The organism is Burkholderia sp. Bp8998 (assembly GCF_003854235.1).
GTDB lineage: Bacteria > Pseudomonadota > Gammaproteobacteria > Burkholderiales > Burkholderiaceae > Burkholderia.
Genome location: NZ_QTQF01000010.1, coordinates 14718 through 26956 on the forward strand (window position 1 = coordinate 14718; position 12239 = coordinate 26956).

Consider the following 12239-nt stretch of genomic DNA (forward strand, 5'->3'; position numbering starts at 1 on the left):
GGCCTCATGCCACTTACGAATACGGAACACAGATGGACGACAACACTTCCGATCTCTTCGCCGGGTCCGATGCGCCGGAAGCCGATGCGCTGACGCTCGGCAACTACGCGGAACAGGCGTACCTCAGCTACGCGGTCAGCGTGGTGAAGAGCCGCGCGCTGCCCGACGTGTGCGACGGCCAGAAGCCGGTGCAGCGCCGGATCCTGTTCGCGATGAACGAAATGGGCCTCGGCCCCGACGCGAAGCCGGTGAAGTCGGCGCGCGTGGTCGGCGACGTGCTCGGTAAATACCACCCGCACGGCGACCAGTCGGCGTACGACGCGCTCGTGCGTCTCGCGCAGGATTTCTCGCTGCGCTATCCGTTGATCGACGGCCAAGGCAACTTCGGCTCGCGCGACGGCGACGGCGCGGCGGCGATGCGATACACCGAAGCGCGGCTCACGCCGATCTCGAAGCTGCTGCTCGACGAGATCGACCAGGGCACGGTCGACTTCATGCCGAACTACGACGGCTCGTTCGAGGAACCGAAGACGCTGCCGAGCCGCATGCCGTTCGTGCTGCTGAACGGTGCGTCGGGCATCGCGGTCGGTCTCGCCACCGAAATCCCGTCGCACAACCTGCGCGAGGTCGCGGCGGCGGCGGTCGCGTTGATCCGCAATCCGAAGCTCTCGCACGCGGAGCTGATGAACCTGATCCCCGGCCCGGACTTCCCGGGCGGCGGCCAGATCATCTCGAGCGACACCGAGATCGCGGCGGCCTATGAAACCGGCCGCGGCAGCCTCAAGGTGCGCGCGCGCTGGAAGATCGAGGATCTCGCGCGCGGCCAGTGGCAACTGGTCGTCACCGAGCTGCCGCCGAACACGTCGGGCCAGAAGGTGCTCGAGGAAATCGAGGAGCTGACCAACCCGAAGCTCAAGCTCGGCAAGAAGACGCTCACGCCCGAGCAACTCAACACCAAGAAGGCGATGCTCGACCTGCTCGACGCGGTGCGCGACGAGTCGGGCAAGGAAGCGGCGGTGCGGCTCGTGTTCGAGCCGAAGTCGCGCACGATCGACCAGACGGAATTCGTGAACACGCTGCTCGCGTACACGAGCCTCGAGTCGAACGCGACGCTGAACCTCGTGATGATCGGCGCCGATGGCCGGCCGGGCCAGAAGGGGCTGCTGACGATCCTCGACGAATGGGTGAAGTTCCGCCAGCTGACGATGACGCGCCGCTGCCGCCATCGTCTCTCGAAGGTCGACGATCGCATCCACATCCTCGAAGGGCGGATGATCGTCTTCCTGAACATCGACGAGGTGATCCGCATCATCCGCGAGTCGGACGAGCCGAAGGCCGCGCTGATGAGCGCGTTCGGCCTCTCCGACCGCCAGGCCGAAGACATCCTCGAAATCCGCCTGCGTCAGCTCGCGCGGCTCGAGAAGATCAAGATCGAGAAGGAACTCGAAGCGCTGCGCGACGAGAAGGCGAAGCTCGAGGAACTGCTCGCGAACGAAAGCGCGATGAAGCGGCTGATGATCAAGGAGATCGAGGCCGACGCGAAGCAGTACGGCGACGATCGCCGCACGCTGATCCAGCAGGAAAAGCGCGCGACGTTCGAGGCGAAGGTCGTCGACGAGCCGGTGACGGTCGTCGTGTCGCAGAAGGGCTGGGTGCGTGCGCTGAAGGGCCACGGGCTCGACCCGGCGGGCTTCTCGTTCAAGGCCGGCGACCACCTGTACGCGGCGTTCCAGTGCCGCACGCCCGATCGCCTGATCGCGTGGGGCAGCAGCGGCCGCGTGTACTCGGTCGACGTGTCGGTGCTGCCGGGCGGGCGCGGCGACGGCGTGCCGGTGACGTCGCTGATCGAGCTCGAATCGGGCTCGCACCTGATGCACTACTACGCGGCGCCGGTCGAGCAGCAACTGCTGCTCGCGTCGAGCAACGGCTTCGGCTTCCTCGCCAAGGTCGGCGACATGGTGAGCCGCGTGAAGGCCGGCAAGTCGTTCATGACCATCGATGCGGGTGCGGTGCCGCTCGCGCCGATGCCCGTGCTGCCGAATGCGTCGCAGGTCGCGTGTCTGTCGAGCGGCGGCCGTCTGCTGGTGTTCGGGATGGACGAGATGAAGACGCTGTCCGGCGGCGGCCGCGGCGTGATCCTGATGGCGCTCGACGACAAGGAAACGCTCGTGCAGGCGCTCGCGATCGACCCGGCCGGCGTCGTGCTGATCGGCACCGGTCGCGGCGGCAAGGCGCAGGACGAAACGCTGTCGTACGCGGGGCTCGCGCCGCACGTCGGCAAGCGCGCGCGCAAGGGCCGCACGCCGGAAACGAAGCTCAAGGTCGTCAACGAGCTGCGTCCGCTGCTCGGCTGACGCCGCATCCGGTCGCCGGTTCGATCGGCATCGCAGGCCGCACCTCCGCTTCGGCGGGCGTGCGGCCTGTTTCTTGGGGCGACGCATTCAGGAAAGCGAGCGTGGCGCCGTCACGCGGAACTTGCAAAATATTGTGAAATGCCGCCGGGTGGCTGAACCGAGCGGTGGCGCGCCGGTCGAACGTCGCTTGAGACCGCGCGTGACGCGGCTATTCGTTGCACTCAACCCATCACAGGATTGCCGCCATGTCCCACGCCGTTGCCGTCGCGCTGTATCTTCATCTGCTGGCCGTCGCCGTGTGGGTGGGCGGGATGGTCTTCGCGAACTTCTGCCTGCGCCCGGCGCTGTCCGACCTGACGCCGCAGCTGCGGCTGCCGCTGATCGAGGGCGTGTTCGGCCGCTTCTTCAACTGGGTGTCGGGCTCGGTGATCGTGATCCTGCTGTCCGGCGGTTTCCTGCTCACGGCATTCGGCGGCGCGCATGCGACGTGGTCGCTGCATGCGATGGCGGGGCTCGGCGTCGTGATGATGCTGATCTTCGGTCATATCCGCTTCGCGCTGTTCCCGCGCATCCGCCGCGCGGTGCAGGCGCAGAACTGGCCGGACGGTGCGCGCGCGGTGAACACGGTGCGCCTGCTGGTCGTCGTCAACCTCGTGCTCGGCGTCGTGACGATCGGCGCGGCCGTGCTGTCGCGCGGCTTCTGATCGCCTGATCTTGCGGCGCCGTTCGGCGCCTGCCGCCGGCGCGATGCCGCGCGCCGCTACGCGGCCAGCATCGCGTCGAGCAGCCACGCGCCGGCCGGGCCGAGCGGCCGGTTGCACGACCACACCGCATCGACCCGCACGCGGCGCGGCCAGCCGCGCGAGCGCAGCTCGCGGAGGCGATCGCGCGCGAAGTGCTCGACCATCCAGCGCGGCAGCTCGGCCCAGCCGAACCCCAGCACCGCCATCTCCAGCAGCATCAGATAGCTCGGGGCGAGCCAGCGCTGCGTGCCGACGACGATCCGGTCGTCGGCGCCGCGATCCTCCGGTTTCACGTACGTGTTGAGGCGCAACTCGCGCGCGTCGCGCAGCGCCGCGTGCGGCACGTCGGCGTCGCCATACGCCGCAAGCGCGTGCGTGCACCCGACGAACAGACCGATCTCCGATTCTTCCGCCACCGTCGCCGCGCCGATATCGGGCGGGTAGACGGCGCGCGCGGCCATCAGCCCGAGCTGCGCGCGGCCCTGCTGGATCAGGTCGAGCACGTCCTCGTGTTCGGCGATCTGGCATTCGAGCTCGAGCGCCGGAAAGCGCCGCTCGAGCGCCATCAAGGTTTCCTCGTAACGCTTCGACTGGTACGTGTCGGACACGACGAGCGTCAGCCGCGCTTCCTCGCCCTGCGCGAGCCGCGCGGCGGCGCGGTCGATCGCCGCGCCGGCTTCCAGTGCGCGCTGCACCTGCGGCAGCAGCGCGCGACCGGCATCGGTCAGCGTCGGCGCGCGCGTCGAGCGGTCGAACAACTGCACGCCGAGATCGATCTCGAGATTCGCGATCGCTTCGGACACCGTCGACTGGCGCTTGCCGAGCTTGCGGGCGGCGGCCGTGAACGAGCCGAGCAGCGCGGCTTCGGCGAACGCGAGCAGGGCTTCGGGTGCGTGACGCATGCGGCGGACCTCTAGCGTTATATCGGTAAAACCGATGATATCAAACTGGATTCATACGGTCGCGCCGATCAAAATGGCCGACATGGGTGGGACAAACGAATCGGAGGGAACCATGAAACAGATGAACAAAACGGTGACGGAACGCCTCGTTCACGCACTGACGTTCGAGCTGGTGGCGATCGCGCTGTGCGCGCCGATCGGCGCGTGGCTGCTCGACATGCCGGTATCGCACGTCGGCGTGCTGACGGTGATGGTGTCGCTGATCGCGATGGCCTGGAACATGACGTTCAACACGCTGTTCGATCGCCTCGAGCGGCGGGCCGGCCTCACGCGCACGCTCGGCATGCGGATCGCGCATGCGGTCGCGTTCGAGCTGGGCCTCGTCGCGATGGTGGTGCCGGTCGCCGCGTGGTGGCTGAACGTGAGCCTCGTCGAGGCGCTGTTGCTCGACCTCGGCATCGTGCTGTTCTTCCTGCCTTACACGTTCTGCTTCAACCTCGCGTACGACGCGCTGCGCGCACGCTGGGTCGCACGCCGCGTCGCGGTACAGGCGGGCTGAGCGGCAGGCATCCGGCGGTGGTGGCGGTGACCGAGGCCGACCGTCAGTGCGCGACGGCCCACAGCCACACGCCGCACGTGATCGCGACCGCACCGTAGACGGCATACACGGGCACCTTGAAGCGCGCGAAGCACAGCGTCGCGAAGGCGCCCGTGAGCCAATAGACGGGATCGGCCGGTTCGCGATGCAGGATCTTCACGACGGCGACGACGAGAAAGCCCGTCGTCGCCGCGCGCAGCAGGCGCATCCCGTGCTCGAAGCGCGAATGGCGCTTGAGCCGGAACAGATGGTTCTGCGCGAACACGACAAGACACCCCGACGGAATGAACAGCGCGGCGGTCGCGAGCAGCGCGCCGGTCCAGCCGTCGGTCAGGTAGCCGAGAAACGGCACGACGTTCAGCAGCGGGCCGGGCGACACCGGCGACAGCGCGAACGCGAGCGTGAAGTCGCGATCGGAGATGCCGGTGGCCGGCGACACGAACAGCGTCTTGAGCACGGGCAGCGCGGAGAAGCCGCCGCCGAACAGCGTCATGCCGGCGCCGGCGAGCCGCGGCCACAGCAGCGTCATCTGGTAGTCGCCGGGCAGCGGCAGTGCGAATACCGCGACGAGGACGGCGAGCAGCACGAGCAGGTTGCGGTCGCGCTTCGACAGCGTGAAGTCGACCGCGTCGTGTTGCGGCGGCCCGGTGAGCCAGCCTGCTGCGAACGCCGCGAACAGAATCCCGACGAAAGCGGCTGGACTATGTGCGAAAGTGAGCAGAATCGTCGATAGCGCGGCAATCACCTGTTCGAGTCGTGTGCGCGCGAGCGTGCGCAACTGCCTGACCCACGTGACGCCGATCAGCGCGGCGAGCACCATCCCGAAGTGATTGATCAGGATCGGCGCGGCAAGCGCGCGCACGATCGGCGTGCGGTAGAAGATCGCGAACAGCGTCATCAGCACGGAGAACGGAAGGACGCTCGCGATGCCGGCGACCCACGCGCCGGCGCGGCCGTGCAGCGTCTGGCCGACCTGCACCGCGACATTGCAGCCGACGGGGCCTGGCACGAGCCATGCGAGGGCGACGAAATCGGCGAACACGTGCGGCTCGATGCGCTGCAACCGTTCGACGTAGTGGCGTTCGAGCTGCGCCATCATCGAAAGCCCGCCCCACGACACGGCTGAAATGCCGGCGACGACCTTGAACAAGGCCCACAGGGATGCCTGTGCCTGTTCGACACGTTCGGCCGCTTCGACTTCGACGGTGGTCATGATGGTGTTGCTGTTGGCGCAGGGCCTGGTCTCGCGCATGGGGATGTGCCGGCGGCCCGCCGACACGGTGGCCCTCCCGATTGTCCGCCGCGCGTCGTGACACTGCCATGCGCGAAAACGCTAGTGAATGAACTAAACAGCCGGATCGGAAACCGAAACAATCGGTGTGCCGCGCAACATGTGCCGCGCGGGTTGCCGGCTCATGCGCCGGTGCTGCCGGTCGCGCGGTGCGCGAGCACGTTCGGCCGGTCGCCGCGCACGCCGAAGCGCGCGATCAGCGCGGGGATCGCATCGGCCGGCACGGGGCGCGAGAACAGGAAGCCCTGCGCCTCGATCTCGCCGAGCGCGGACAGCCATGCAATCTGCTCCTCGGTTTCGGTGCCTTCGACGACGACCGTCAGGCCGAGCGAGCGCGCGAGATGCACGATCGACGACACCATCACGCACACGCTGCGATCGTTCGGGATCGCCTGCACGAACGAGCGGTCGACCTTCAGCGTGTCGACGGAGAAGCGGTGCAGGTACGACAGCGACGAATAGCCGGTGCCGAAATCGTCGAGCGCGATCCGGATGCCGAGCTTCTTCAACGCGACGATCTTCTCGGACACGAGCTCCGGATATTCCATCATCGCGGTCTCGGTGATCTCGAGTTCGAGCCGGTTCGCGTCGATGCCGGTGTCCTGCAGCGCCTGCGAGATCGTCTCGATCAGGTCGCCGCGCCAGAACTGCACCGGCGAGATGTTGATCGCGAGCGTCAGCGTGTCGTGGCCCTCGTCGCGCCAGCGCGCGATCTGTTCGCACGCGGTGCGGATCACGAAGTCGCCGATCGGCACGATGAGGCCCGTCGATTCGGCGATCGAAATGAATTCGTTCGCGGAGATGATCCCGTGTTCGGGGTGGTCCCAGCGCGCGAGCGCCTCGAAGCCGGTGATCGTGCGGTGCGTCAGGTCTATCTTCGGCTGATACGCGAGGAACAGCTGCCCCTCGGCGAGCGCGACGCGCAACTGCTGCTCCCAGCGCATCAGGTGATCCGCGCGATGCGACAGGTGCGGCGCGTAGAACTGGTAGCAGTTCTTGCCCGCGTCCTTCGCGCTGTACATCGCGAGGTCGGCCTTCTTCAGCAGGTCGATCTCGCTTTCGTTCGCGACGGTGTGCAGCGCGATGCCGATGCTCGCGTGCAGCACGAACGAACTGCCGCGCACGTCGAAGGGCTCCCCGAACATCCGGATGATCGCTTCCGCGAGCCGCACCGCGCGCCGTTCGACGTCGTCGCCCTTCATCACGACGACGAACTCGTCGCCGCCGATCCGCGCGAGCGACCCTTCGTCGCCGACGGCATCCGACAGGCGCGACGCGGTCATCTGCAGCACGATGTCGCCGGCGTTGTGGCCGAGCGTGTCGTTGACGGTCTTGAAGTTGTCGAGGTCGATGAACAGCAGGCCGAGCCGCGACAGGCTGGCCGGCATCGACACGTCGTTGCGCAGCCCGCGCAGGGTCGCGTAGCGGTTCGCGAGGCCGGTGAGCAGGTCGTATTCGGCGAGTTGGGTCATCTCGCGCTCGCGGCCGAGCAGCTTGCCGATCAGCCCCGTCGCGACGCTGAAAAACGCGAGCATCGCGAGCGTGATGAAGCTCGTCATCAGCAGGTAGACGTTGCGCGTGTGGTAGTAGTCCGCGAATTCCTCGGTCTGCGACAGCCCGACCATCACCGCGAGCGGGTAGCCGTCGAGGTGGCGGTACGACACGATGCGCGTCACGCCGTCGATCGGGTCGATGATCGTGCCCGTCACGCGCTCGGCGATCGGGTAGACACCCGATGCGGAGAACGCACCCGGAGCGTTGTTGAGCGAGCCGGTGCGCCGCGCGAGCACGGCGCCCGTGTCCGACACGACGGAGATCACGCCTTCCTTGCCGATCGCCGCGTTGTTGTAGAAGTCGTTCGTGAAGTAGCTCGGGTCTTCCGACACCACGACGATGCCCGCGAAGCTGCCGTCCGGGTTGTTCAGGCGCCGCGTCATCTGCAGCGTCCAGTGGCTCGACACGCGGCCGAGCACGGGCTTGCTGATGTACAGGCGGTCGTCGTTGTGCGCGAGGTGGACCCTGAAGTGCTCGCGATCGGCCAGGTTGATCGGCTGCGGATGGCGTTCGGCCGTGTTCGCGAACAGGATTCCCTTCGCGTTGACGAGCGAAACCTGGATCAGCGTGTCGCTCGGCACGACGCCCTTTTCGACCGCGCTCGCGAGGTTGAAGCGCGCGGGCGATTTTTCGAATTCGAACTTGACGAAGCGGGTGATCTGGTCGACCTGGTGGATCGCCTTGACCGTGTGCTGTTCGAGCGCGGACGACAGGATCGCCGCGGAGGCCGCCGCTTCCTTGTACGCGCTGTCCTTTTCAACCGACAGCCGCGCGATGATCACGGCCCACAGCAGCGCAAGCGCCAGCATCCCGAGCAGCGGGATCGCGAACAGCGCGCGCCGGCGCGACTTGCGTGGCGCGCGTAGCGGCCGGTTCGGCGGCGTGTGGTTTGACCGGGCGGAACTCATCGAAGAGGGCGGCGTCCTGCTCGCGTGCGCCATCCCGCGTCGGGACGGCCGGCTATGGTTGGGGGCGCACCGGCGTCTGTTCGTTCGCGGGATGCGCAACCATGGACAGACCCGCCGAAGCGACGGATTAGGCCCGATATTACTGGCTGGAACGTTTTTGCGATAGCCGGGGGAATCGTAGGGCGCCGGCCGGGCCGACGCCATCGCACATGGCGAAACGTCAGGCAGGCGCCTGGAACGTACCGTCGACGACCGTCACGACGTGGCCGCCGATCCAGATCGTGCCGTCGTCGTCATAGCACACGGCAATGCGGCCGTCGCGGCCGATCGCCGTGCCCTGGCGGGCTGTATACGACGTGCCGGGGCGGCGCTGCTGGCGGCTCAGCAACCCGGCCAGCGCGGCGTTCGCGCTGCCGGTGACGGGATCCTCGCCGGTGCCGAAACCGCCGCCCGTCATCAGGCACCGGATTTCGAACGTCGCGGGGCCGCCGTCGGGATGGGGCGCGTAGACCGCGAGGCCGTGCGCGCCGTAGCGGTGGGTGATCGCCTCGAGCGCGGCCGGATCGGGGGCGAGGCCCAGGCAGGCCTCGGCCGACGTGAGCCGCACCACGAGCCACGGCGCACCATTGTCGACCGCGCACGGTTCGGCATCCGGATCGATCGCGTCGCTGCGCAACGCGGCCGCGAGCACCGGATAGTCCAATCGGTCGAGCGGCGTGAACCGTGCCGGCGGCGCGGCAAATGCCCAGCCGTCGGCCTGTTCGCGCAGTTCGACCCGGCCGACCCCGCACTGCTGGATCAGCCGGCCCGGCGTGCGCGACCGCGCGCCGCTTTCCAGGTACGCGTGTGCGGTGCCGAGCGTCGGGTGGCCGGCGAACGGCAGTTCGCCGCCCGGTGTGAAGATCCGGACGCGGTAATCGGCCTCCGGATCGGTCGGCGTGCACACGAACGTCGTTTCCGACAGGTTCGTCCAGCGGGCGATCGCGAGCATGTCGTGGTCGCCGAGCGAGTCGGCGTCGAATACGACGGCGAGCGGGTTGCCCTTGAACGGCACCGACGTGAAGACGTCGACCTGCTTGAAGCGGACGCGGCGGGTCATCGTGACAGTTGCGTGACGCGACTTACGCGACTTCGGCGATCAGTTCGATCTCGACGCATGCGCCAAGCGGAATCTGCGCGACGCCGAACGCCGAACGCGCGTGCTTGCCTGCGTCGCCGAACACTTCGGCGATCAGTTCCGACGCACCGTTCGTCACGACGTGCTGTTCGGTGAAGTCGAGCGTCGAGTTGACGAGGCTCATCAGCTTCACGATGCGCTTGACCTTGTTCAGGTCGCCCGTGTGCGCGTGCAGCGTCGCGAGCAGGTCGATCGCAATCGAGCGCGCAGCCGCCTTGCCGTCTTCCGTCTGCAGGTCGGCGCCGAGCTTGCCGGCCCAGACCTTGCCGTCCTTCTTCGCGATGTGGCCCGACAGGTAGACCGTGTTGCCGCTTTGCGCGCTCATCACGTAGGCGGCAGCCGGTGCGCCGGCGGTCGGGAGTTCGATGCCGAGCGACTTCAGTTTGTCGTAGACGTTAGCCATGTGGTCGATTCCTCGTAGAGAGTCGTGACAGGAAAATGGGGATCAGAGACGCTCGCGCAGCAGCTTGCCGAGGCGCGCGACGCCTTCCTCGATCTTCTCCGGCGGCACCGTCACGAACGACAGGCGCAGCGTGTTCTGCTGCGGGTCGTTCGCGAAGAACGGCGCGCCCGGCACGAAGGCGACGTGGTTGTCGACCGCGGCCGCGAGCAGCTTCATGCTGTCGATCTGCGCGGGCAGGTTCACCCAGATGAACATGCCGCCGTCCGGGCGGTTCCACGTGACGCCTTCCGGCATGTGGCGCGCGAGCGACGCGAGCATCGCTTCGCATTGCGCGCCGTACAGCTGGCGGATCGTCGGGATGTGCTCGTCGAGGAAGCCGTCCTTGATCACTTCGTGCGCGATGCGCTGCGTGAGCGTCGGCGTGTGCAGGTCGGTGGCCTGCTTGGCCTGCACGAGCTTGAAGTGGAGTTCCTCGGGGGCAATGATGTAGCCGATCCGCAGGCCCGGCGCGAGCACCTTCGAGAACGTGCCGAGGTGCACGACGTGGTCCGGTGCCATCGACAGCATCGTCGGCAGCGGCTCGCCCTGGTAGTTCAGCGCGCCGTACGGGTCGTCTTCCAGCACCGGGAACGGGCTCGACTGCGCGAACGCGGCGAGCGCGCGGCGGCGCTCGACGGGCAGGCGGCGGCCGGTCGGGTTCTGGAAGTTCGGCTGAGCGTACAGCAGGCGCGCGCCTTGCGTCAGGTCGGGCGTGAGGCCTTCGGGCAGCAGGCCCTGCTCGTCGGTCGGCACCTGCACGTAGCGCGGCTCGTACAGCGAGAACGACTGCAGCGCGCCGAGGTAGGTCGGGGTTTCGACGAGGATCGGGCTGTCCGGATCGATCAGCGCCTTGCCGAGCAGGTCGAGCGCCTGCTGCGAGCCGGTCGTGATCAGCACCTGCGACACGCGCACGCTGTAGCGCTCGGCGATCCATTCGCGCAGCGGCAGGTAGCCTTCGGTCGCGCTGTACTGGAGGGCGGCGGCGGGCGAATCGCGCAGCACGCGGTCGGCCGCGGCGCGCATGCGTTCGGCCGGGAACGTCGCGGGAGCGGGCAGGCCGCCTGCGAACGAGATGACCTCGGGGCGTTCCGTGACCTTCAGGATCTCGCGGATCGCAGAGCTCGTCAGCTTGCGGGCGCGTTCGGAAAGCTGCCAGTGCGGCGGATGCAGGTCGCTCGGATTCATAGTCTCCTCGTTCGGATATCGTGGTCAGTCAAGAAAGGTCGGTCGGGCAGATTGCGTCGGCGCAGCCGGGTGGGCGTGCGGGAGCGCGATCGGGCCGTCGCGGCCGGGTGGGCAACACCGTTCAGGCAAAACGAACATTATGGCGCACCTCATCAACCGGCGCGAGCGGGACGCGGGGCCGTGGCCACCGCCGAGCGCCGGCCGAGCATCACGGTCGCGATCACGGCGGCCGCGAACAGCCACGTCGACGGCGTCACCGTTTCGCCGAACAGCAGCGCGGAAAAGGCGATCGTGAAGAAGATCTGCAGCAGTTGCACCTGGCCGACGCGCGCGATGCCGCCCATGGCGAGCCCGGCGTACCACGCGAAAAAGCCGATGAATTGCGAAAAGAGGGTCACGTACCCGAAGGCCAGCCAAGTGCGCAGCGCGAGCGGGGCAGGGTGCGCGACGTGCTGCGTCCATGCGAGCCAGCCGACCGGCAGCACGAGGAACGGCGCGGACACGACGAGCGCCCAGCAGATCACCTGCCAGCCGCCGATCTGGCGCGCGAGGCGCGCGCCTTCCGCATAGCCGAGCGCGCCGATGCCGACCGCGACGAGCATCAGCGCGTCGCCGGCCTGCACCGTGCCGCCGCCGTCGCGCAGCGCGAACGCGATCACGAGCGCGCTACCCGTCAGCGCGCTGGCCCAGAACGCCCTCGACGGCCGTTCGTGCGACAGCCACGCCGCGTACAGCGCGACGAACAGCGGCTGCAGGCCGTTCACGACCGCGCCGTGCGAGGCCGGCACGGTCTTCATCGCCCACGCGGAGAACACCGGATACGCGATGATCACGCCGGCCGATACGACCGCGAGGCTTTTCAGCTGCGCGCGGGCCGGCAGCCGCTCGCGGTGCCACCACAGCAGCAGACCGGCCGGCACCGACGCGGCGAGCGCGCGGCCGAGCCCGTTGAGCAGCGGGTTGAGTTCGGAGACGACGATCCGCGTCATCGGCAGCGTGAGGCTGAAGATCATCACGCCGATCAGGCCGAGCAGCATGCCCCGGGTTTCGCGCGAATTCATGTACTGGGTGTCTCCGTATTGCTG

Annotated in this window: 10 protein-coding genes; 3 read left to right on the forward strand and 7 right to left on the reverse strand. The window is 67.9% G+C overall.

Annotated features, from left to right (window positions below):
* Positions 1 to 32 precede the first annotated feature (32 nt).
* On the forward strand, positions 33 to 2354 hold the full coding sequence (gene parC, locus DIE06_RS12655; RefSeq protein WP_124661718.1) for a DNA topoisomerase IV subunit A: 2322 nt from the start codon (positions 33 to 35) through the stop codon (positions 2352 to 2354).
* 245 nt (positions 2355 to 2599) lie between these two features.
* Positions 2600 to 3058 carry a CopD family protein gene (locus tag DIE06_RS12660; RefSeq protein ID WP_124661719.1) on the forward strand — a complete coding sequence of 153 codons (459 nt, stop codon included), beginning with the start codon at positions 2600 to 2602 and terminating at the stop codon, positions 3056 to 3058.
* A 56-nt stretch (positions 3059 to 3114) separates the two neighbouring features.
* Here the strand turns inward: DIE06_RS12660 and DIE06_RS12665 are convergent, their stop codons facing one another.
* Positions 3115 to 3999 carry a LysR family transcriptional regulator gene (locus tag DIE06_RS12665; protein ID WP_124661720.1) on the reverse strand — a complete coding sequence of 295 codons (885 nt, stop codon included), beginning with the start codon at positions 3997 to 3999 and terminating at the stop codon, positions 3115 to 3117.
* Positions 4000 to 4111: 112 nt separating this feature from the next.
* Here DIE06_RS12665 and DIE06_RS12670 point away from each other — a divergent pair, with 112 nt between their 5' ends.
* Positions 4112 to 4558 (forward strand): multidrug/biocide efflux PACE transporter, encoded by a 447-nt coding sequence (locus DIE06_RS12670; protein ID WP_124661721.1) that lies wholly within the window; start codon positions 4112 to 4114, stop codon positions 4556 to 4558.
* A 43-nt stretch (positions 4559 to 4601) separates the two neighbouring features.
* Here the strand turns inward: DIE06_RS12670 and DIE06_RS12675 are convergent, their stop codons facing one another.
* The 6 genes from DIE06_RS12675 to DIE06_RS12700 form a co-directional block, all read right to left on the reverse strand.
* Entirely contained in the window at positions 4602 to 5810 is a 1209-nt protein-coding gene (locus DIE06_RS12675) for a chromate transporter (RefSeq protein ID WP_124661722.1), read from the reverse strand.
* A 200-nt stretch (positions 5811 to 6010) separates the two neighbouring features.
* Positions 6011 to 8350, reverse strand: coding sequence for an EAL domain-containing protein (locus DIE06_RS12680; protein WP_124661723.1), 2340 nt, complete (start codon positions 8348 to 8350; stop codon positions 6011 to 6013).
* A 220-nt stretch (positions 8351 to 8570) separates the two neighbouring features.
* Positions 8571 to 9449: a PhzF family phenazine biosynthesis protein gene (locus DIE06_RS12685; protein ID WP_124661724.1), complete on the reverse strand. Its 879-nt coding sequence runs from the start codon at positions 9447 to 9449 to the stop codon at positions 8571 to 8573.
* A gap of 22 nt (positions 9450 to 9471) precedes the next feature.
* Complete coding sequence (locus tag DIE06_RS12690; RefSeq protein WP_124661725.1) at positions 9472 to 9930, reverse strand: RidA family protein; 459 nt, start codon at positions 9928 to 9930, stop codon at positions 9472 to 9474.
* 42 nt (positions 9931 to 9972) lie between these two features.
* On the reverse strand, positions 9973 to 11154 hold the full coding sequence (locus DIE06_RS12695) for a PLP-dependent aminotransferase family protein (protein ID WP_124661726.1): 1182 nt from the start codon (positions 11152 to 11154) through the stop codon (positions 9973 to 9975).
* Positions 11155 to 11306: 152 nt separating this feature from the next.
* A complete protein-coding gene (locus tag DIE06_RS12700) occupies positions 11307 to 12215 on the reverse strand; it encodes a DMT family transporter (RefSeq protein ID WP_124661727.1) in 909 nt (302 codons plus the stop codon).
* Positions 12216 to 12239: the final 24 nt, after the last annotated feature.